The sequence below is a fragment of the Methylobacterium sp. SD274 genome, from assembly GCF_017355285.1.
Taxonomy (GTDB): Bacteria; Pseudomonadota; Alphaproteobacteria; order Rhizobiales; family Beijerinckiaceae; genus Methylobacterium.
The window spans coordinates 94597-115998 of sequence record NZ_JADIJP010000011.1 but is presented as its reverse complement, the minus strand read 5'-3'; the positions used below and the strand labels follow the sequence as shown (position 1 = coordinate 115998).

Here is a 21402-nt window from a genome sequence, read left to right as displayed (position 1 = left end):
GGGTTGCGCGCGCCGGACACCCAACAGGTATCGCCATGAACGCACCCGTCCCGAACACCCCCTACGACGTCCAGGCGATCCGGGCCGAGTTCCCCATCCTGGCCCAAAAAGTCTACGGCCGGCCGCTGGTCTATCTCGACAACGCGGCCTCGTCGCAGAAGCCGCGCGCGGTCATCGACGCCATGGTGAGTTGCATGGAGACCGGCTACGCCAACGTCCATCGCGGCCTGCATTTCATGGCGAATGCCGCGACCGAAGGGTTCGAAGGCGCGCGCGAGACCACGCGGCAATTCCTCAACGCCGACTCCACCGATGAGATCATCTTCACCCGCAACGCCACGGAAGCCTACAACCTCGTGGCCTCGTCCATGGGGCTGCTCGGCCAGATCGGGGAGGGGGACGAAATCATCCTCTCGATCATGGAGCACCATTCCAACATCGTGCCTTGGCACTTTCTGCGCGAGCGGCGCGGTGCGGTGATCAAATGGGCGCCGGTGGACGACGAGGGCAACTTCCTCGTCGAGGAGTACGAGAAGCTGTTCACCCCCCGCACCAGGATGGTGGCGATCACCCAGATGTCGAACGTACTCGGCACGGTGACGCCGGCGGCCGAGATCGTCCGCATCGCCCATGCGCACGGGGTGCCGGTGCTCCTCGACGGGGCGCAGAGCGCGGTCCACCAACCCATCGACGTGAAGGCGCTCGATTGCGACTTCTTCGTCTTCACCGGTCACAAGGTCTACGGACCCACCGGTATCGGCGTGCTCTACGGCAAGAAGGAATGGCTGGAGCGCCTGCCCCCCTATCAGGGTGGCGGCGAGATGATCCGCACGGTGAGCCAGGACGCGATCACCTATAACGATCCGCCGCATCGCTTCGAGGCTGGAACCCCCGCGATCATCGAGGCGGTGGGCCTCGGCGCCGCGTTGGAATTCATGATGGGGGTCGGGCGCGACCGGATCGCGGCGCACGAAGCGTCCCTCCTCGCCTATGCCCAGGAGCGCCTCGGCGCGATGAACTCACTGCGGATGATCGGCACCGCCAAGGGCAAGGGCGGCGTCATCGCCTTTGAGATGAAGGGGGCCCATGCCCACGACATCGCCACGGTGATCGACCGCTACGGCGTCGCCATCCGGGCCGGCACTCATTGCGCCATGCCGTTGCTGACGCGATTCGGCGCGACCTCCACCTGTCGCGCGTCGTTCGGGCTGTATAATACCCGTGACGAAGTGGATGCGCTTGCCGAGGCCTTGGCCAAGGCCGAGATGATGTTCACCTGAGACGAGATCCGGCGGCGAAGCCGCCGCGAGTGCGATTGCGCGCCGCCGCGCCTGCGGCGGTCGTCGCGAGTCGGAGACGATCCGCGGCACTCACCATGAGGACGACACCATGAGCGACGCAGCCATCACCGGAGGGGCCAATACCCCCGCCATCGCCAGCGCCTCGGCGATCCCGCCGGAGGAACTCGACCGCCTGACCGACGATATCGTCGCCGCTTTGAAGAGCGTCTACGATCCCGAGATCCCGGCGGACATCTACGAGCTCGGCCTGATCTACAAGGTCGACATCGCCGATGACCGCACGGTCGCCATCGACATGACCCTGACGGCCCCCGGCTGTCCGGTGGCCGGCGAGATGCCGGGCTGGGTCGAGACGGCGGTCGCCGCCGTGCCGGGTATCCAGTCCTGCAGCGTCACGATGGTGTTCGATCCGCCGTGGGACCAGAGCCGGATGTCCGACGAGGCCCGCGTCGCCCTCGATATGTGGTAGCGCGGTTCAAAGGGGCGGTTCTTCGGCGGCGAGATCCCGGCGCCGCGGGAAGCTCAGCCCGTCATAGATGTCTGCCAGTGCCAATGCGGCACCGATCACCGGGAGGGCGATGACGGCCTCCAGACCTTCGAAGGTCTCTATCTCCCAGGCGTCCCTCTCACGCGCGAAGAGCAAAGCCTGCGGCTTCAGGGGCTCGACGAGGAGGATGTAGGCGAGGGTCGGATGCCGCTTGTATTCTTCCATCTTACGGGTCTGATCGATGGAGGTGGTTGAGGGCGAAGCCGCCTCGACCACGAGCTTCGGCTCCCGCACCTCGTAGGTATCGGGCACCAGCGTCGCGCACTCGACCATCACGTCTGGACGACGCAACCCTTGATGCTGGTGCGGATGGCAATATCGGCTGTCATCGGACGGCATGGCTTGCCGCGGAGCTGATTGCCGAGGCTGACGATGATGTTCACCGTCGCCCGGTCGTGCTGCATGCTCGCCCCCGTCATCATCCGGTGCCGCGGCACCGGGTGGCCGTCGACGAGTTCGTAGAGTTCGTCCTGACCGCTTTGCCAATCGAAGAACTCTTCCGGGGTCATGGTCCTCCGCCCCGCGTCCGCCATCGCTCCCTCCGCCTCGCAGTGCGAACGATATCATACCCATGCAGGCCTTGCTGCGTCCCACAACAGTGGACCGCAGCCTTCGCCATCCTTATCTTAACGGCGTACTGCCATCCTCAACCGCCCGGGCCTTGAACCCGGCTGCCGGAGAGATCTCATGCTCAAGAATTTCAAGGTCCTGTCGCTGACGGATGCGGCGGCGGACCGGATCAAGGCCATCATCGCGGATGCGGACAAGCCGATCGCGGGCCTCCGCGTCGGCGTCAAGAACGGCGGCTGCGCCGGCATGTCCTACACGATGGAATATGCGGAAGGGCGCAACCCCGGCGAGGACATGGTGGAGGATCGCGGGGTGACGGTCTTCGTCGACCCGAAGGCGGTCTTGTTCCTCCTGGGCACCGAGATGGACTTCAAGACGACCAAGCTGTCGTCCCAGTTCGTGTTCAACAACCCGAACCAGACCTCGTCCTGCGGCTGCGGCGAATCCGTCGCGATCACGCCGGCCAATCCCGAAGTGCTGCGCGCCTCGGCCTGAGGCCGGGTTGGCCGGGACGCGAGGGTCCGGCCGGCATAACCGGCTCGGCCTTCATGCGACGGCGGTGAGCACGTCCAAGGCGACGCGGGAATCGTCCACGGTCCGGTTGCGGCCGTCGCGCTTGGCCATGAACATGCATTGGTCGGCGCGTTCGAGGAGCGACACGGCAGTGTCCCCCGGTCGCGAGGTCGCAACTCCGAGGGAGATCGTCACCTTGCCGAGGGACTCTCCCGTGGTCCGCTTCACCAGTTCACGCCCCATCACGCTGGCACGGACCTTCTCTCCGATGGCGACAGCCGCGTTCCGGTCGGTTTCGGGCAGGAGAATCCCGAACTCCTCGCCGCCGAAACGCGCGAGGGTGACACGAGCCTTCAGGTGCTCGCGCATGACGATGGCGACGAGGCGCAGCACTTGATCGCCCGTGAGGTGGCCATAGACGTCGTTGAAGCGCTTGAAGAAATCGACGTCGATGACGATCAGGCTACAGGGAACCGCCTGGTTCGCCGCGGCCTCGACCATCTTGCGCAGACTCTCCTCGAAATGCTTGCGGTTAGACAGCCCGGTGAGCGGATCGGTGAGGCTCTCCAGCCGCGTCGCCTCCAGCGTCTCGCGCAGGGTCTCGATCTCGCTGCGACTCTCGCGCATGCGGGCTTCGAGCGTACGGTTATTGGCGGTGATCTCCCGGGTCGTCGCCACGAGTGTCGTAACGATCTCACGGACGCGGGCGCGGTTCTGGTCCGAGACGTCGAGATCGCGCGATAACGCCTGAAGTGACGCGCCATACTGCGCGGTCGATCCGAGGGAGAGGTCCATCACCTCCATGATGCCCTCGATTTCGGCCAGCATGTTCGCGTTCATCCGCTCGGTGGCGGCGACAAGACGGCGACTGTCGACATACGTCTCGTAGAGGGAATCCACATCGGAATCGGAGAGGCTGCCATTCTCCGTGGTCAGCCTCTTGATCGCGTCGTTCATCAGCGGCTGGGTGCCGGACACGTAGGCATACCAGACGGAATAGGCCTGGGGGGTCGCCGAGGAGCCGTAATCCCGCATCAGCACGTTGGCGCGGTCGGACAGTGCGAAGGTTCGCTCCCTGTCACCGTAGCTTCCGTGGCTCATCAACCCGCCTGCTTCCCGAACCGGCATTCAGGATGCTGAATGACGAGATGTTCCCGTTACCCCACTGATGGTGGAGATGCAGTTAAAAGGGCAGGGAACAATTTGTGGCTCAGCGCGTCAGCTCGACTTTTTGATCACGGCCGGGCGCAGGAGGAAGGCGGGCACATGCTCGCCGAGACCGAGCGGCGTATCGCCATCCTCATCGTCTCGACGACGGGGTGACGGACGGCGTTCGTCGCGGCCGCGGTCCGACGAGCCTCGGCGGGAATCTTGACCGCGTGGATCAGGGTTGCGAGCCTCTTGCGGCGGACGAGAAGGCTCGCGCCGGCGCGGAGGCTGGACGATTGCCTCGGGCGTGGGGGACTCGGCCACGGCATCGACCTGTGCGGGCTCGGAACGCCGCGAGGGCTGGCGCTCGCGTGATGAGCGCCGGCCTTCCGACTTGCCATTCTCGGACTTGCCGCTTTCGGACTTGCTTCCCTCGGATCTTCCGCCCTCGCCACCGCGTGAGCGCCGAGCGGAATCCCCGCTGCGTCCGCGATGACGTGTGCGGGTCTCTTCCTCGACCACCACCGGCGAGGGCTCGGCCAGGGTGCCGAGATCGCCCTCAGCCCAGGGGATCGGCTGACCGATCAGGCTCTCGATCGCGGTCACCGACCGTTCGTCGGAGCGGGTGACCAGGGTGAAGGCATGCCCGGCGCGACCGGCACGGCCCGTACGCCCGATCCGGTGCACGTAGTCTTCCGGGTGATGCGGCACGTCGAAATTGAAGACGTGGCTCACCGCGGGAATGTCGAGGCCGCGAGCCGCGACGTCGCTCGCAACCAGCAGCGGAACTTCACCGGAGCGGAATCCATCGAGGGCGACCGTGCGCGCGCGCTGATCCATATCGCCGTGAAGGGCCGCGACGTTGAAACCGTGGCTCGCCAGCGACTTCTGCAGCAGCGCCACGTCGCGCTTGCGGTTGCAGAAGATGATGCCGTTGTTGAGTTCGGCCTCACCGCGGATGAGACGGCGCAGGAGATCGCGCTTCTCGTGCCCCTCCGACCCTGCGGCGACCAATTTCTGCACGATCGTCGTCGCGGTGGAGGCGGGGCGCGCCACCTCGATCCGCTGCGGGTTATGCAGGAAAACGTCAGCCAGCCGCTCGATCTCGGGCGGCATCGTCGCGGAGAAGAACAGGGTCTGGCGCGTGAACGGCACCATCTTCACGATGCGCTCGATATCGGGAATGAAGCCCATGTCGAGCATCCGGTCCGCCTCGTCGATGACCAGGAGCTCGACCCCGGTGAGCAGCAGCTTGCCGCGCTCGAAATGGTCGAGCAGGCGGCCCGGTGTCGCGATCAGAACGTCGGCGCCGCGCATCAGCTTGGCATCCTGCTCGGCGAAGGAGACGCCCCCGATGATCAAGGCCACGTTGAGCTTGTGGTTGACGCCGTAGCGGTCGAAATTCTCGACCACCTGGGCCGCGAGTTCGCGGGTCGGCTCAAGGATCAGCGTGCGCGGCATGCGCGCCCGTGCCCGTCCATTCTCGAGCAGGGTGAGCATCGGCAGGGTGAAGGCGGCGGTCTTACCCGTCCCTGTCTGGGCGATACCAAGGACGTCACGGCGCGCCAGAACGTGCGGGATGGCTTGAGCCTGGATCGGTGTCGGGTCCGTGTAGCCCGCGGCCGTGACGGCCTGGAGGACCTTGTCGCTCAATCCGAGGTCGGCAAAAGACATATGCTGATGTGAACCGTTGCGCGCAGGAACTCGTAACGATCCGCGCGGAGAAGATCGTCGTGGGCTAGGCTCCGCAGTCCGTTCGAAAAGGGTCGTTCGAATACAGGACCAGCCGCGCACACGCGTTGCGGGACACTTAGAGCCTTGAGGTGTCTTGTCAATCGACCACGGGCAAAGCACCGTCGTTTATCCGGTGCATACGGCGTCCTGCGAACGAGAAGCCGAAGAGTCGGGGGTACTGTCAAGCTGGCACACGCCCTGCTTGAGCGAGCGCCGGTAGGACATGGGCTTCGGCCCTCACACGAAGGGGGACGAACTCATGTCACATAGCGCCTCGATCACCGAGCCGGCCGCGTCCGGAGGTGCCGTTCCCGATTCCCATGCGGATGTGGTGATCAAACCCGGCTACGACGACCGCCTCACCAACGAGGATCTGGCCCCGCTCAGGAAACAGAGTTGGGGCACCTACAACTTCTTCGCCTTCTGGATGTCGGACGTCCACAGCGTCGGCGGCTACATCACGGCGGGCAGTCTTTTCTCCCTCGGCCTCGTGAGCTGGCAAGTGCTGGTCTCGCTGCTCGTCGGCATCCTCATCGTGCAATTCTTCTGCAACCTCGTGGCCAAGCCGAGTCAGGTCACGGGCACGCCCTATCCGGTGATCTGCCGGGCCTCCTTCGGCGTGAAGGGCGCCAACATCCCCGCCATCATCCGGGGCCTCATCGCGGTCGCCTGGTACGGCATCCAGACCTACCTCGCCTCCAGCGCCTTCATGATCGTCGCCTTGCGCTTCTATCCTGAGCTGAAGCCCTATGCCGACGTGGCGCAGTTCGGCTTCGCCGGCCTGTCCAGCCTCGGCTGGGCGGCCTTCATGGCCCTTTGGGTGATCCAGGCCCTCGTGTTCTGGCGCGGCATGGAGGCGATCCGCAAATTCATCGATTGGGCCGGCCCCGCCGTCTACGTCGTGATGATCGCCCTGGCGGTCTACCTCGTGGCCAAGGCCGGCGTGGCGAATGTCGGCCTCACCCTCGGCGAGGTGAAATACCGGGGCTGGGACGCCCTGCCGGTGATGCTCAATGCGGTCGCCCTGGTCGTCTCGTACTTCTCCGGGCCGATGCTGAATTTCGGTGACTTCTCACGCTACGGGAAGTCATTTCCCGCGGTGAAGGCCGGTAATTTCTGGGGCCTGCCAGTGAACTTCATCGGTTTCTCGCTGCTCACCGTCATCACCACCTCTTCGACCTTGCCGGTCTTCGGCCACCTCATCATCGATCCGGTGGAGACGGTGAGTAAGATCGACAACACCTACGCGGTGGTGCTCGGCGCCTTCACCTTCATGACGGCGACGATCGGCATCAACATCGTGGCGAACTTCGTCTCCCCGGCCTTCGATTTCTCGAACGTGGCTCCGCAGCATATCAGCTGGCGCATGGGCGGGATGATCGCGGCCGTGGCCTCGATCTTCATCACTCCGTGGAACCTCTACAACAACCCGGCCGTGATCCATTACACGCTCGACATCCTCGGCGCGTTCATCGGTCCGCTCTTCGGCATCCTGATCGCCGACTTCTTCATCGTGCGGAAGCAGCATGTCGTGGTGGACGACCTCTACACGATGAGCCCGACCGGAACTTACTGGTACGATGGCGGATACAATCGCGCCGCGATCTACAGCGTCATTCCCTCCGCCCTGGTGCCGGTGCTCTGCGCCGTCATTCCGGCCCTGGGAAGCGTGGCGAATTTCAGCTGGTTCATCGGCGTGGCCCTGGGCTTCTCGATCTATGTCGTCCTGATGCGTAAGAGGGCCGCCGCGGCCAAGGCCTGACCGGAGACCGATTCCCTTTGCGCATCCTGCTGATCAACCCCAACACGACCGAAACCGTCACCGATCTGGTCGCCGCGCATGCGCGGCGAGTGGCGGGCGACGCCGTCGAGATCGTGGCGGTCACCGGGCGCTTCGGTGCCCGCTACATCACCAGTCGGGCCGCGTCGGCGATCGCGGCCCATGCCGCCCTCGACGCGCTGGCCGAGCACGCCGAGGGTTGCGACGCGGTCTACCTCGCCTGTTTCGGAGATCCGGGACTCGGAGGCCTGCGCGAGATATCCCCGCTGCCGGTGGTCGGCATGGCCGAGGCCTCGTGCCTCGCCGCCACGGCGCGGGGAGGGCGCTTCGCCATCGTCACCGGGGGCGCCCTATGGGGACCGATGCTGGAGGAGTTCGTGGCGAGCATCGGCCTCTCCGACAAGCTCGCCGCCATCCGCACCATCGCCCCCACGGGAGACCGCATCGCACGGGACCCCGAGGCGGCCCTGGCGGATCTGGCCGCCGCCTGCACCACCTGCGCCATCCGCGACGGGGCGGATGTGGTGATCCTCGGCGGAGCGGCGCTGGCCGGCCTCACCGAACGCATCCAGCCGCATGTGCCGGTGCCCGTCCTATGCTCGGTGGAAGTAGGGACCCGTGCGGTCCTCGCCGCCGCGATCTGCGGCTTGCCGCCGGGCCAGCCGGCGCCGTCCATCGAGAGCATCGGCCTGTCGCCGGCCCTGGCCGAGCGGCTGGCACAGGAGTGACAGAGCTCCGCACCCGCTGATTCCACGTGCCTGACGGCACTTGCGGACAGGCGCAGGATCAGCTTACTTTGCGATACAAAGTTGATCCGGGAGCATCGGATGTCCGATCTCGATAGAGCCCTCGCCGATATCGTGGCGATCCGCGCGCAACTCGCCCGCGGCGACGCCTTCTGCGGGTTCGGACCCTCCGCCATCGCGGCCACGGGCGTCCTCGCCCTCGGCACCGCCCTGGCGCAGCATGTCTGGCTCGACGACCCGACCGGGCAGCCGCTACTGTTCCTAGGCGGCTGGATCGTCACCGCCCTGGCCTCCGCCGGCCTGATCGGCGCCGAGATGCGAGCCCGTTCGCGTCGCGACCATGCGGGGCTCACCGACACGGCGATCGTGAACGCGGTGGAGCAGTTCCTGCCCGCCGGCGCGGCGGGCGCCTGCCTCGCCCTGGTCCTGGTACAGGTTTCGCCGGAATCCCTGTGGATGCTGCCGGGGCTGTGGCAGATGCTGGTGAGTCTCGGGCTCTTCGCCTCGGTGCGGTCCCTTCCGAAAGGCATCGCGCTGCCCGGCGCCTGGTACATGGTGGCGGGCCTCGCAGTGCTCATGCTGGCGAGCGCCGACCACATCCTCTCGCCCTGGACCATGGGACTGCCCTTCGCCGTCGGCCAGTTTCTGATGGCTATGATCCTCTACCGTGCCCGGGAGGACAGTGATGCGTGATGCTCCCTTCGCGTATGACGGCCTCGACCGGGTCATTCACGAGAAGGCCCGGCTCGGCCTCCTCACCTCGCTGATGGCGGCTCCGAAGGGGCTGGCCTTCGGCGACCTTAAGCAACTCTGCGGCCTCACGGACGGTAATCTCAACCGTCACCTCCAAGTGTTGCAGGAGGCCGGCTTCGTCGAGATCAGGAAAGGGCAGGGCAAGAGTCATGGTGGCACCCGCCCGCTGACGACCTGCCATCTGACGCCGACCGGCCGGACTCGCTTCCTCGATTACCTCGCCGTCCTCGAACAGGTGGTGCGAGACGCCGCCAAGGCCGCCGAGATGGCGGCCGAGAGCGCGGGCCTCCCCCTCGTCGCGCGTCCGGCCTGACGCCTGGACTCCGTCTTTTTTTGCCAAGGAACTCTGCGATGCAAAGCGAACAGACGCCCGGACTGCATGTGGGCATCATCATGGATGGCAACGGACGCTGGGCCTCGGGGCGCGGACTGCCCCGCGCGCTCGGTCACAAGGAAGGCGTCGAGGCGATCCGCCGGGTCGTGGAGGCGGCGCCGAAACAAGCCATCGGCACCCTCACCCTTTATGCCTTCTCTTGCGACAACTGGAGACGTCCGGAGGCGGAGGTCTCCGCCCTGATGGGGCTGCTCCGGCTCTACCTGCGCAACGAGATCGCCCGTTTGGTCGAAAGCGGCGTACGTCTCAGCGTGATCGGCCGGCGCGACCGCTTGCCCGAGGGACTCGCCGCCGCCATCGGCCGAGCCGAGGCCGTAACACTCGAGGGGAAAGCCCTGCATCTGCGGATCGCCGTCGATTACTCAGCCCGCGATGCCATTCTCGCCGCCGCGCTCGCCAGCGCCAGCAATCCCGGGATGACCCGCACCACCTTCTCGACCTTGGTGACGGGCGATGCCTGTGTCCCCGAGGTCGATCTCGTGATCCGCACCAGCGGCGAGCAGCGGCTTTCCGATTTCCTGCTCTGGGAGAGCGCCTACGCCGAACTTCACTTCACCCGCCGCCATTGGCCTGATTTCGATGCCGGAGACCTCGAAGACGCTCTCGCCGCCTACCGCAATCGCGACCGCCGCTTCGGAGGGCTGGCTACCGGGTCCGTGGCGGCCTGAAAAGCTGAGCCGACGATTGGCGAGGCAGGAGGCTGAAGGGTCGGGTCAAAGACTACCCTCTCACCCTTCGGCAGGCTGTTTTCCTTGCGATATGATGGTTCGGTCGGCTTGAGCCAGGCATAGCTTCGTCGGCGAGCAGACGGCTCCCTCGACCTTTAGGGCTGCGCTGCCCTCAGACGAAAAAGAGGAAGGCTCCGAAGCTCGCGAGGAAGCCCGCAAGAGACACCGCCGAGAGAGCAAGAAATTTGGAGGATGCCGTCGATCCGTCGTCGGCTCCGTCCTCGATCGGCGAGAAGGCACGACCCGCAGCCTGCGACGCGCGGATGAGATCGTCGTGGCGCACCATTCTCAAGGCTGCAGAGGGCGCCATGTCGCTCTCCCACCGATCGGCTCTATGTGCGGAAACGCACAAACCAGAGATTGGTTCCCAATCCGACCCGTCATCGCCCCGCCATGTCCGGCTCCTAGGAATCCGTCACCTAAGTCACAGGACGAGTTCCACCATGACCGAGCCGCTGCGCACCCGCTCGCAGGCCGCCGAAGACGGCGAGGATGCAGGCACGAATACGAGCGGCAACGCCACGTTCGGCGATGTGGTCGCCGCGCGGTTCGACCGGCGCGACCTCCTGCGCGGTCTCCTCGGGGTCGGCGCCATCGCGGCGGTGGTGACGCCCCGCGCGCTCGCGGCCGCCCCGGCTGCGGCGGCGCAGGGACGGGCGACGCCGTTCCCGTTCAAGGAGATCGAAGCGGGTTCGGACACCCACCATCACGTGGCCGAGGGGCACGATGCCGACATCCTGATCCGCTGGGGCGATCCAGTCCTGCCTGGCGCGCCTGCTTTCGATCCGCGGAACCAGTCGGCGGAGGCCCAGGCCCGGCAATTCGGCTACAACAACGACTTCGTCGGTTATTTCCCGATGCCCGGCGCCGCCGATCCGGCGGCGCACGGACTTCTCGTGGTCAATCACGAATACACCAACGAGGAGCTGATGTTCCCCGGCCTCGGCCGCCAGGATATCAAGACCGTTGCGTTCAAGGGCATGAACCGCGAGCTCGTCGATATCGAGATGGCCGCCCATGGCGGATCGGTGATCGAGGTGAAGCGAACGGACGGCAAATGGGCCGTGGTGCCGAACTCGCCTCACGCCCGGCGCATCACCGCGGAGACGGTGATGACTTTGTCCGGTCCCGCCGCAGGCTCCGACCGGCTGAAGACGACGGCCGATCCTGTGGGCCGTACGGTGAAGGGGATGATCAACAACTGCGCCGGCGGAACCACCCCCTGGGGGACGTGGCTCACCTGCGAGGAGAACATCAACTATTACTTCTCGGGCTCCCTCGCTGAGGGTTCTGCTGAGGCGACCAACCACAAGCGTCTCGGCCTGCCCGGCAACGCCTATGCCTGGGGCCGCTTCCATGAGCGGTTCGACCTGTCCAAAGAGCCGAACGAGCCGAACCGCTTCGGCTGGGTCGTGGAGATCGACCCGTTCGATCCCGCCTCCGTCCCGACGAAGCGCACCGCCATGGGCCGGTTCAAGCACGAAGGCGCCGCCGGCATCGTCTCGAAGAGCGGCCGCTACGTGGTCTACCAGGGCGACGACGAGCGTTTCGACTACGTCTACAAGTTCGTGACGGACGCGGCCGTAAATCTCGCCGACCGGCAGGCCAACCGCGATATCCTCGATTCCGGCACGCTCCACGTCGCCCGGTTCGATGCCGACGGACGCGGCGCCTGGATGCCGCTGGTCTTCGGACAAGGCCCCCTGACGACGGAGAACGGGTTCCGCTCCCAGGCCGACGTGGTCATCGAGGCACGGCGTGCCGCCGACCTCCTCGGCGCCACCAAGATGGATCGCCCGGAAGACGTCGAGGCCAATCCGAAGACCGGCAAGGTCTATGTCATGCTCACCAACAACGTGAAACGCAAACCCGACGAGGTGAACGCCGCCAATCCGAGGCCCGACAACCGCTTCGGCCACATCGTGGAGCTGACCCCCGACGAGGGCGACCATGCGGCACCGGGCTTCGCCTGGGAGATCCTCGTCAAATGCGGCGATCCCTCCATCGCTACGGTCGGCGCCACCTTCTCCTCCGCGACGACGAAGGACGGCTGGTTCGGCATGCCGGACAATTGCTCGGTCGACGGACAGGGTCGGCTCTGGGTCGCCACCGACGGGAACTCGCCATCGAAGACGGGCCGGAACGACGGAATCTGGGCCATGGAGACGGACGGGCAGGGACGGGGAACCGGCAAGCACTTCTTCCGGGTGCCCAACGGCGCGGAGATGTGCGGCCCCTACTTCACACCGGACGACACCACGTTCTTCGTCGCCGTCCAGCATCCCGGCGAGGCCGACGAGGAGGATCCGAAGGCCGCTCCCGCCACGTTCGAGGCACCTTCGACCCGGTGGCCGGATTTCGACGATGCGATGCCGCCCCGGCCGGCCATCGTCGCCATCACGAAGCGAGGCGGTGGCCGGGTCGGAAGCTGACCGCTCGACCTTTCCAGCTGGACACTGGATCCCCCTCCGTCGCCGTTGAATGGCGGCCCTGTCGAACCGGCGTCGTGGAACTCGCCCCCATTGCGCCGCAACTCCTTCAGAGTGCCAGCAGGGGTACGGATAGCGACCGGGGAAAGGGCAGGGCGCAGCGACCGCGACGGTCCCTCCGAAATCCCGACGACACAGCGTTAAGGGAATCGGCGCAAGCTGTGCAGGAACACGGGGAGAGACCTCCCGCGCCCTCATGGCGGCGCTTCACGTTTCCGTTTCGTTCCTGTATGGTTGGCACATGACTCAGCGCGAGACCTCACGCCAGGCCGTTGCGGCCCCCGCCGTCGGCCGGCCGAGCGATCTGTTCGCAGGCGGCCAGGCGCCGGTTCGCGGTGCCAAGGCTTCCTCCGCCGCCCGGGCGCCCCTCGACAAGGCGCCCATCGAAACAGCCGAGGCCGGCTACGACGCCTCGTCGATCGAAGTGCTGGAGGGGCTGGAGCCCGTCCGGCGCCGGCCGGGCATGTATATCGGCGGCACCGACGAACGCGCCCTGCACCATCTCTTCGCCGAGGTGATCGACAATTCCATGGACGAGGCTGTGGCCGGCCATGCCAGCTACATCGAGGTGGAACTGGAGGCGACGGGCCACCTCGTCATCACCGATAACGGACGCGGTATCCCGGTGGACCCGCATCCGAAATTCCCCGGCAAATCCGCCCTCGAAGTCATCATGACGACGCTGCACGCCGGCGGAAAATTCGACTCGAAGGTCTACGAGACCTCGGGCGGCCTTCATGGCGTCGGCATCTCCGTGGTCAATGCACTCTCGGACAGCCTCGAAGTCGAGGTCGCCCGCAGCCAGACCCTGTACCGCCAGACGTTCTCGCGCGGCCACGTGCAGGGGCCTCTGGTGGAGGTCGGCCGGGTGCAGAACCGTCGCGGCACCCGGGTGCGCTTCCATCCCGATGCCGAGATCTTCGGAGCTCTGAAATTCGATCCGCGCCGGCTGTTCAAGATGGCCCGGTCAAAGGCCTACCTGTTCGGCGGCGTCGAAATCCGCTGGCGTTGCGCGCCGTCCCTGATCGAGGGGATGGACGACGTCCCGGCAGAGACCGTGCACCGCTTCCCCGGCGGCCTGCGCGATTATCTCGCCCGCGATCTCGAGGGCAAGGAACTCGTCACCGATGCGGTTTTCGCCGGCAAGGTGACGAAGCCCGGTGGCCATGGCTCCCTCGAATGGGCCGTCGCCTGGATGGTGGTGGAGGACGGGGTCTCGCACTCCTATTGCAACACCATCCCCACCGCCGAGGGTGGCACGCATGAAAGCGGCCTGCGCGTCGCCCTGCTGCGGGCCCTACGCGAACATGCCGAACGCGTCGGCCAGGCTAAGCGCATGACCTCCGTCACAACGGATGACGTCATGGCGACCTGCGCCTCGATGCTCTCCGTCTTCATCCGCGAGCCGGAATTCCAGGGCCAGACCAAGGACAAGCTCGCCACCGTGGAAGCCTCGAGGATTGTCGAGACGGCGATCCGCGACGCGTTCGACCATTGGCTCGCCGCCTCCCCGGCCCAGGCCAACAAACTTCTCGACTGGGTGATCGACCGGGCCGAGGAGCGCCTGCGCCGACGCCAGGAGAAAGAGGTCGCGCGCAAATCCGCGACCCGCAAGCTACGTCTGCCGGGCAAGCTCGCCGATTGCTCCAAGGCCGGTACGGCCGGCTCGGAAATCTTCATCGTCGAGGGTGATTCCGCCGGCGGCTCGGCAAAGCAGGCGCGCGACCGCGCCAGCCAGGCGATCCTGCCCCTGCGCGGCAAGATCCTCAACGTGGCCTCGGCCAGTCGCGACAAGATGGGCGCCAACCAGCTCATCTCCGACCTGACCCAGGCGCTCGGTTGCGGCACGGGCAACAGCTACAAGGGCGAGGATCTTCGCTACGAGAAGGTCATCATCATGACCGACGCCGATGTCGACGGCGCCCATATCGCATCCCTGCTGATCACCTTCTTCTATCGCCAGATGCCCAAGCTCATCGACAAGGGCCATCTCTACCTCGCGATCCCGCCGCTCTACCGCCTCCAGCACGGCGCGAAGACGGCCTATGCCCGTGACGATGCCGATAAGGAGCGGGTCATCAAGACCACGTTCAAGGGTGCCAAGGTCGAGATCAGCCGCTTCAAGGGGCTCGGCGAGATGATGCCGGCGCAGTTGAAGGAGACGACCATGGACCCGAAGAAGCGCACCCTTCTGCGCGTCGCGGTCCTCGACGAGGCGCGCGTCTCCACGGGCGACGCCGTGGAGCGGCTGATGGGCAACAAGCCCGAAGCCCGTTTCGCCTTCATCTCCGAACGCGCCGCCTTCGCCGACGAGGCCGTGCTCGATATCTGATGCCGAGTGCGGGCTGAGGCGGGCTGATCGAGGTCTGGCATGAGACAGGGGAAGCACCGCTTCCCCGTCACTGTGCGACGAACCCATACCAACGCAAAAAACCCGGCCGCGAGGCCAGGTTTTTCGTAAGGACGATCCTGAGCCGCGCAGCCCTCAAGGAGGACTGCGCGGAGATTATGGACGATCCTAGTAGGTGCCGAACTTGTAGTTCAGGCCGGCGCGGACGACGGCGAACTCGTCGTCGCGACGACCGCTGCTGATCGACTGCACGACAGCGTTGTTGGCGGCGGTGTTGATGATGAAGGCGCCCTGGTTGCGGGTGCCGCGATCGAGGTTCACGTACAGGCCTTCGACCTTCAGCGTCACAGCGGAAGCGCGGAAGAAGTTGAAGAACGAGTCGGTGGGGAGAGCGTATTCGATACCACCGCCGACGGCGTAGCCGGTGCGGAAGTCGTCGTTGCCCTGGAAGCCGCCGAAGCTACGGTCGGTGCTGCCAGCGCCGTAAGCGAAGCCGCCGGTGCCGTACACGAGGGTGCGGTCGAAAGCGTAGCCGAGGCGACCGCGGACGGTACCGAAGAAGTCGAGGCTGGAGAGGCCACGCGGGTCGTTGATGGCGAAGCCGGGAGCGGCAACGACGCCCGAGTCACGACGCTTGGCGCCGAAATCGAGGTACTGGGCGTCGGCTTCGATACCGACGACCACGCCCGAACCCGGGGTGAACTGGTAGTTGTAACCGATCTGCGCGCCGCCGGAGAAGCCGTCCTGGCTGTCCTTGCTGAACGTGGCGACCTGCGGGGTGCCAGCGGCGGTGAAGCGGCTCGCCACCGGGAAGGAGTTGGGGCCTTCCTTGCCGGCGTCGAAAGCGTAACCGGCGTTGATACCGGCGTAGAAGCCCGTCCACGTGAAGACCGGGACCGGAACGAAGACCGGCGGAGCGGCGCGACGGGGAAGGTCGGCGGCCGAAGCGACAGCAGTCAGGCCGGCGAGAACGGTCGTAGCGAGAAGCAGTCTTTTCATTGTGTGTCTGGTCCTGATGGGCATTAAGCCTGAGCGCTTGTAGGCTTGGTCGGGCGTGAGGTCTGTCGCATTCCTGCAACAACATCCATCGAATACAGCAGCAGCCGTCAACGAAGGGTAAAGGTTAGACTCAGGTGAGGAATTAGGAATCGGCCACGTGTTCTGGCGCACCTGAGGGTATTTCTCCTTCAGAGCGACCGATGATCCAGATCCACCGGTGCGACATCCGCTCCACACCTTCTACAACCATTTGTTAATCAGAATAATTATGCATCATTCAGATCAGCAACAATGATCACTGTGATGTTCGCGAGAACGGTGTCCGGCTTTCAAGGGGACGACGCAGCTCCTGCATGGGAGCGGGGCCTGGCAAGTAAATGCAGGATTGGGGGTCGCGCAGGTCCGGCGATCTTGAGACTCGTACCGTAGAAACCGGTTTTCGGGTCGCGGCGACGCCTAGCCGGCATATCTCGAACGGAGCGATCGTACCGATCCGGCGTCTCGTCTCCGACGAAACGAACCTTGCGAGCCATGATCTGAGCGATCCGGGCTTCCCGGCCAGCGCCGTGGCCTATGCGTCCAGAGCCCCGGAGAATGAGGGCGGGGCGATCAACGGTCGATCAGCAGGATCGCACCGGGCTAACGGATACGTGATGACTCCGCCGACGGCGCAGAGCGCCGCCGGCAAGGGACTCGCCCGGTTTCTCAGGCGGCCGTAACCCAGAGTTCACCCTTGCCGAGGGTGGCGAGATCGCCGGAATAGCGCTTGAGCGCACCCGCCGCGAGGTCGGCATGGGCGGGGCTGAGGGCGCGCAGGGATCGGGCGAGCAGGCGCAAGAACACGAGATCGTGCGTTCCCGTCTCGACGAAACTCGGGCTCAGGGCACCGTGTCCGCCTGCGAGGATCGTCCCACGCCGCATGCCGTAGCCCGGATGGTCACCCACCGAGAGGGCCGCGATCGTGCCTGCGATCATCCGCGATCCGGCATGAGCCCCGGCGGATCCGACCAGGATCAGCCCGCGCCGCATGCGGTCGCCGAGATAATCGCCGGCCGAGCCTCGGATCACCAGCGTGGCGCCGTCGAGCCCGGCCTTGGCGGCATAGACTGCGCCGCCCGCATGATCGCCGGCATCCCCTTCGATGGTGATCGTGCCGCCCTTGGCACCCGATCCAGCATAGGGGCCGGCCGATCCCGTGACCGTCACCGAGCCCGATGCCATGCCTGCGCCGAGGCGCTGGCCGACATCGCCGACGACCCGGATCGAACCGCCGCTGAGCGAGGCACCAATGCTGTCGAAGCGGGATGACCCGCCCTCGATGGTCAGGCTGTCGGAGCCGTCGAGGCTGATCGCGAAGACGTCGCCCAGCGTCAGGCCGCGTCGGCTGGTGCCGATGGGGAGTTTCCCCGCCTCGGCCTCGGTCAGGCCGCTCAGGGAGAGCGGATTAACATGAAGGAAATCGAGCCGCTCCGGCGGCTCCTGGCGCAGGGTGAGGGTGCTCATGCCGCTCCAGCCTCGCTCGCCGGCTCCTTCGAGAGCAGGTCCTTCAGGTGATAATGGTGGCGGCCGAGATTGCCGCCGTAATTGCCCGCCGTCACTGCGACGAGCCCGTGCGCGGCACCCGCCTCGGTGGAGGCGTGGAGCGCCGCGCGCATGGATTCGGCCACTGAGCGGGATGTGAGCCCGTCGATGACGATCTCCAGCACCACACCGACCTCCGCCGCGAGTTCGGAGCCGGCCCGGCCCTTGAGGGTCGGGCAATAGGCGTCGTTGGTGGAGGCCATCATGCCTTTCGTCCGTGCTCCGACCTTGGAGCCGGAACGGACGATGCCGCCGGGGAAGGGCAGGATCACGTCCGCCACCGAGCGAGCGGCATCCACGGCGATCTCCGCGACCTTGAGGGTCTCGGCATGGTTGCGCCCGAGGAACAGCAGGTTGCCGCCGCCCACCGCGCCGTCCACCGCGCGGACGAAATCCTCACAGAGGAACTCACCATCCATCACCGGCACACGCCAGTAGCGCCGCGCCTTGCCGGAGCCGGGGTCGGTCAGACGCTTGGCCACCGCGAACCCGTCACCGAAATAGCGGATCGCGCCGCCGAGCTTGATCTTGTGAGGCCCGTCGACGCCCGCATAGCAGGCAGTGCCGGGGCAGGTGAGGATGCACTGGCCGACGCGCTTGAGGAGTTGGTCCTTGAGGCCGTTCGGCTCGAAGCCGAACAGCAGCACGCGCACGCCGGGGCGGCCGTCCGGAGTCTCCTCCGGCGAGAGCTCGCAATCGATCCCGGCCTCGGCGCCGCAGCCGATCACCGACGTAGCGAACCCGGTCATGGTCACGGCGGCGATCATCGCCCATTTGGCGGTGTCGTTGGTGATGATCAGCGCCGTACCGGCGACGTCGAACGCCTCGGCGAAGGTGTCGATCACCGGAATGCCGTTGAGGGTGAGGTCAGCCATGGTCAGTCACCCATCCTCACGCGACGCATCGTCTTCGAGCCCTGCAGGATCTTCATGCGCGACATGCCACGTCCTCGAACACGTCGCCCGCGGGGAAGGCCGCGTCCGGTACGGTGAAGCTGTCGAGGCCGGTGCCGAAGCGAGCGTCGAGATAGGCGTCGGCGCGCGTCACCATCGCCTTGTCGGATTCGACGACGAGCTCCAGCGTGCGGCCCGAACGCCAGTTCACGATCTCGCCATCCTCGACGATGACCTCACCGTCCTTCAGGACGAGCCGGGCACGGGCGAACATCGCGGTCCGGTTCTTGTCGTCCCGGTAGATCGCGACATCGGCGCGGGCGCCCTCACGGAGATGGCCGCGATCGGCGAGGCCGAGGAGCTTGGCCGGGCCGGACCGCGTCAGCTGCGCGATCTCGGAGAAGGAATATTCCCGCTCGATCCCGCACAGGCCGGACCGCTCCGCGATGACGTTGTGCAGGCCGGCGATCTCACGGTCGCGCTCCTCTTTGTCCATCAGCAGATGGATGATCCGCGGATATTCGGTGAAGGGGCCGCCATTGGGATGGTCGGTGGTGAGGATGGTGCGCTCCGGATCGCCCGACAGCAGCATCAATTCGAGGCCGATCGCCCATTGCAGGGAGCTGACCGGGCCGCGCGGCTTGTACAGGAACGGCACGATGCCGCCGCCTTCCGCGTCACCTGCTGTGATGATCCACTTCTTCGGGTTCGCGCCCTTGCGGCCGGCGAACTGGCGGATCACGTCCAGCGAGATCGTCACGGTCTGGCCGAAGGCGACCTGACCCACGTCGAACGTGGCGTTGGGGTGCCGCTCCATCGCCTCCGTGATTCGCTCGGCCGCAGAGCGGAAGCCGCCGGTGGCCGGGTTGGCGGGATCGGCCGCGCCATAGGCATAGAATTGCGCATGGGCGAAGTGGATGCGCCGTCCCTCCGCCGCTTCCATCGTCGCCACGAACGAATCGTCGGCGCCGGGAATGCCGAGATTGTTGGCATGGACGTGGAGCGGGTGCGGGACACCGATCTCCTCCACCGCGTCGAGGAGGGCGTTCATGATCTTGCGGGTGGTGAGCCCGTAGACCGGGATCTCCTCGTCGAGGCTGAGATTGAGCATCCCGTCCTTGAAGGCCGATGCGCCTCCCGCATTGATGCACTTGACGCCGAGGCCCCGCGAGGTCGCCACCGAGAGGGCGACGAGGTCCCGCACCGCCGCCTTGCCCTCGCGCTGGCGCAGCAATTCGAGGAGCTGGTCATCGTTGCCCATCACCGTAAGGGCGCCGCGGTCGAGCAGCGGGATGTCGGCGAGTTCGAGTTGCGTCGCGAGCGCGTTGGTCGGCGGCATCGCCGGCTCGACGGCGACGGTGTAGCCCATCCGCGCGTAATTCGCGCCGATCCAGGCGGCGGAGCCGCCGGCATGAGCAAAGGGATGGCCTTCTGGCGCGGCCTCGCTGGCATAGAGATCGGGCAGCAGCAGGCGGCTCATCACCACGTTGCCGCCGGCGATATGCGAATGCACCTCGACGCCGCCCGCCATCACGACGCAACCGGAAGCATCGATGGTCCGGTCGGGCTTGCGCTCGGAGGCGGCGACGACATGGCCGTCCTCGATCCAGACATCACCGATACCGTCGCGGCCGGCGGTAGGATCGACGACCCGGCCGCCCTGGATCAGGATCAGCATGAGACGCCCTTCTTCTGCGTGAGGCGATCTTGGATGGCGGCGAGCACGCCGGCCGCCGTGAGGTCGGCCGGTTGGCCGACGGGGGGCGAATAGGTGATCGCCGCGCGACGCTCGTTCCACAGGGCGCCGCCGGCGGTCTCGCCGGGCACGCCCACCGCGATGACGATGTCGGCGACGTCGCCCGTGGCCTCGGGGCTGCCCTCGCCGACAATGGCGATGGTCGGCAGGCTGCCGAGCCAGTCCGGGCGTGGGGCAGGGATGGCGGCGAGCCACAGGGCGGCATCGACTTCACCGGCGGCCACCTGGCGCGCGCTATCAAACCGCCAGGGATCATGCTCGGGCAGGTCGCGTCCGAAACCGACCCGCGGCGGCTGGCCGGTGGTCCAGGAGGCGAGCTGGGTCACGGCACGCCCCTGGAACCCGTCGGAGATGGAGAGCGCGAAGAAACGCGTGAGGTCGTTGAGGTCGCGGACCAGACCCTGCAGCATCTCCACGCCGAGCTCACCGAGCTCGGCCGCATCGTAGAGAACGACGCCGTATTGCGCGGTCGTGAGACGACGGGCGAGGTCTGCAAAGGCCGCTTCGCCGGAGAGGTTGCCCTTCACGTAAGCGCGCAGATGCGCCACCGAGACGGCGAGCCCGCCGGTATCGGCGGGATAGGCCACGTGCCGCGTGGCTCCGTTGCCGGGACCGCCGAGGGAGAGCAGCGTCCGCTCGGAGCCGGCGGCGCGGCCGCGCACCGGCGCGGAGGAGGCGATCTCCTGCACGATCGGGCGGTCCCACGGTCGAAGGCCGACAACCAGCACGGCATCGGCCCGGCCGATCGCCTCGGCCGGCGTCGTGTTGAGGTTACCGAACTGACTGAGAGGACCGAGCTCCGCATAGAGTCCGTCGCCACCGGCGGGATCGACGGAGGCGCCGATCAGTCCGGCCAGATGATAGGCCGCCCTCACCGCGCTCGTATCCGCACTCAACCCCGTGACGATCGGAGTCTTCGCTGTGGCGAGGAGCGTCGCGGCGGCCTCCACCGCCGCGCTCACGTCCACCGCACCACCCTTTACCCAGGCAGCCATGCCTTCACCTTGGAGAACGAGGGCCCGGCACGCGCTGTGTTCAGCGTCGCGCACGGCGGGACTGCGCCAGTCCATTCCTAGTGGGCCGGCACGTTTGCATCGCGGAGACGTCGCAAGCAACCCC

The 21402-nt window shown here is 66.4% G+C and carries 20 protein-coding genes; 10 read left to right on the top strand and 10 right to left on the bottom strand.

All coding sequences use genetic code 11. From position 1 onward, the window contains the following. Nucleotides 1-35 precede the first annotated feature (35 nt). Together IPV08_RS11935 and IPV08_RS11930 are read left to right on the top strand one after the other, a co-directional pair. On the top strand, nucleotides 36-1280 hold the full coding sequence (locus tag IPV08_RS11935) for a cysteine desulfurase (protein WP_207412045.1): 1245 nt from the start codon (nucleotides 36-38) through the stop codon (nucleotides 1278-1280). A 109-nt stretch (nucleotides 1281-1389) separates the two neighbouring features. Further along, complete coding sequence (locus IPV08_RS11930) at nucleotides 1390-1770, top strand: SUF system Fe-S cluster assembly protein (RefSeq protein WP_056423936.1); 381 nt, start codon at nucleotides 1390-1392, stop codon at nucleotides 1768-1770. A gap of 6 nt (nucleotides 1771-1776) precedes the next feature. Here the strand turns inward: IPV08_RS11930 and IPV08_RS11925 are convergent, their stop codons facing one another. Then, entirely contained in the window at nucleotides 1777-2187 is a 411-nt protein-coding gene (locus IPV08_RS11925) for a Uma2 family endonuclease (protein ID WP_246747915.1), read from the bottom strand. Next, a complete protein-coding gene (locus IPV08_RS24585; RefSeq protein WP_246747914.1) occupies nucleotides 2121-2381 on the bottom strand; it encodes a Uma2 family endonuclease in 261 nt (86 codons plus the stop codon). The genes IPV08_RS11925 and IPV08_RS24585 overlap by 67 nt, the downstream gene beginning before the upstream one ends. A gap of 154 nt (nucleotides 2382-2535) precedes the next feature. Here IPV08_RS24585 and IPV08_RS11920 point away from each other — a divergent pair, with 154 nt between their 5' ends. After that, nucleotides 2536-2913 (top strand): iron-sulfur cluster assembly accessory protein, encoded by a 378-nt coding sequence (locus tag IPV08_RS11920; RefSeq protein ID WP_056423941.1) that lies wholly within the window; start codon nucleotides 2536-2538, stop codon nucleotides 2911-2913. A 51-nt stretch (nucleotides 2914-2964) separates the two neighbouring features. Here IPV08_RS11920 and IPV08_RS11915 read toward each other — a convergent pair whose 3' ends face one another. Together IPV08_RS11915 and IPV08_RS11910 are read right to left on the bottom strand one after the other, a co-directional pair. Then, nucleotides 2965-4032: a GGDEF domain-containing protein gene (locus IPV08_RS11915; protein ID WP_207412044.1), complete on the bottom strand. Its 1068-nt coding sequence runs from the start codon at nucleotides 4030-4032 to the stop codon at nucleotides 2965-2967. A 117-nt stretch (nucleotides 4033-4149) separates the two neighbouring features. Beyond that, nucleotides 4150-5754 (bottom strand): DEAD/DEAH box helicase, encoded by a 1605-nt coding sequence (locus IPV08_RS11910; protein WP_207412043.1) that lies wholly within the window; start codon nucleotides 5752-5754, stop codon nucleotides 4150-4152. Between the two features lie 319 nt (nucleotides 5755-6073). Here IPV08_RS11910 and IPV08_RS11905 point away from each other — a divergent pair, with 319 nt between their 5' ends. The 5 genes from IPV08_RS11905 to IPV08_RS11885 all read left to right on the top strand — a co-directional run bounded on the left by IPV08_RS11905 (nucleotide 6074) and on the right by IPV08_RS11885 (nucleotide 10155). After that, nucleotides 6074-7576, top strand: a complete 1503-nt coding sequence (locus IPV08_RS11905) for an NCS1 family nucleobase:cation symporter-1 (protein WP_207412042.1) — start codon at nucleotides 6074-6076, stop codon at nucleotides 7574-7576. A gap of 17 nt (nucleotides 7577-7593) precedes the next feature. Beyond that, nucleotides 7594-8322: an aspartate/glutamate racemase family protein gene (locus tag IPV08_RS11900; protein WP_207412041.1), complete on the top strand. Its 729-nt coding sequence runs from the start codon at nucleotides 7594-7596 to the stop codon at nucleotides 8320-8322. Nucleotides 8323-8421: 99 nt separating this feature from the next. After that, nucleotides 8422-9033 carry a hypothetical protein gene (locus tag IPV08_RS11895; RefSeq protein WP_207412040.1) on the top strand — a complete coding sequence of 204 codons (612 nt, stop codon included), beginning with the start codon at nucleotides 8422-8424 and terminating at the stop codon, nucleotides 9031-9033. Continuing rightward, on the top strand, nucleotides 9026-9406 hold the full coding sequence (locus IPV08_RS11890) for a transcriptional regulator (RefSeq protein ID WP_056423950.1): 381 nt from the start codon (nucleotides 9026-9028) through the stop codon (nucleotides 9404-9406). Before IPV08_RS11895 ends, IPV08_RS11890 begins: the two co-directional genes overlap by 8 nt. A gap of 38 nt (nucleotides 9407-9444) precedes the next feature. Further along, nucleotides 9445-10155, top strand: a complete 711-nt coding sequence (locus tag IPV08_RS11885; protein ID WP_056423952.1) for a di-trans,poly-cis-decaprenylcistransferase — start codon at nucleotides 9445-9447, stop codon at nucleotides 10153-10155. A gap of 172 nt (nucleotides 10156-10327) precedes the next feature. On the opposite strand, the gene IPV08_RS11880 is transcribed toward IPV08_RS11885, so the two are convergent. Continuing rightward, entirely contained in the window at nucleotides 10328-10525 is a 198-nt protein-coding gene (locus tag IPV08_RS11880) for a hypothetical protein (RefSeq protein WP_056423954.1), read from the bottom strand. Between the two features lie 133 nt (nucleotides 10526-10658). On the opposite strand from IPV08_RS11880, the gene IPV08_RS11875 reads away from it, so the two are divergent. After that, the gene (locus tag IPV08_RS11875) at nucleotides 10659-12647 is read left to right on the top strand and encodes a PhoX family phosphatase (RefSeq protein WP_207412039.1); all 1989 of its coding nucleotides are present in this window, start codon (nucleotides 10659-10661) and stop codon (nucleotides 12645-12647) included. Nucleotides 12648-12945: 298 nt separating this feature from the next. After that, complete coding sequence (gene parE, locus IPV08_RS11870) at nucleotides 12946-15036, top strand: DNA topoisomerase IV subunit B (protein ID WP_244478116.1); 2091 nt, start codon at nucleotides 12946-12948, stop codon at nucleotides 15034-15036. A 186-nt stretch (nucleotides 15037-15222) separates the two neighbouring features. Here the strand turns inward: parE and IPV08_RS11865 are convergent, their stop codons facing one another. From IPV08_RS11865 to IPV08_RS11845, 5 genes are all read right to left on the bottom strand, one after another. Beyond that, complete coding sequence (locus IPV08_RS11865; protein ID WP_056423958.1) at nucleotides 15223-16053, bottom strand: porin family protein; 831 nt, start codon at nucleotides 16051-16053, stop codon at nucleotides 15223-15225. Nucleotides 16054-16758: 705 nt separating this feature from the next. Next, nucleotides 16759-17556, bottom strand: a complete 798-nt coding sequence (locus IPV08_RS11860) for a formylmethanofuran dehydrogenase subunit C (RefSeq protein WP_207412038.1) — start codon at nucleotides 17554-17556, stop codon at nucleotides 16759-16761. Next, nucleotides 17553-18509, bottom strand: a complete 957-nt coding sequence (fhcD, locus tag IPV08_RS11855; RefSeq protein ID WP_056423964.1) for a formylmethanofuran--tetrahydromethanopterin N-formyltransferase — start codon at nucleotides 18507-18509, stop codon at nucleotides 17553-17555. The genes IPV08_RS11860 and fhcD overlap by 4 nt, the downstream gene beginning before the upstream one ends. Before the next feature lie 52 nt (nucleotides 18510-18561). Then, nucleotides 18562-20205: a formylmethanofuran dehydrogenase subunit A gene (locus tag IPV08_RS11850; protein WP_207412037.1), complete on the bottom strand. Its 1644-nt coding sequence runs from the start codon at nucleotides 20203-20205 to the stop codon at nucleotides 18562-18564. Further along, entirely contained in the window at nucleotides 20199-21278 is a 1080-nt protein-coding gene (locus IPV08_RS11845) for a hypothetical protein (protein WP_056423967.1), read from the bottom strand. Before IPV08_RS11845 ends, IPV08_RS11850 begins: the two co-directional genes overlap by 7 nt. Between the last annotated feature and the right edge of the window lie 124 nt (nucleotides 21279-21402).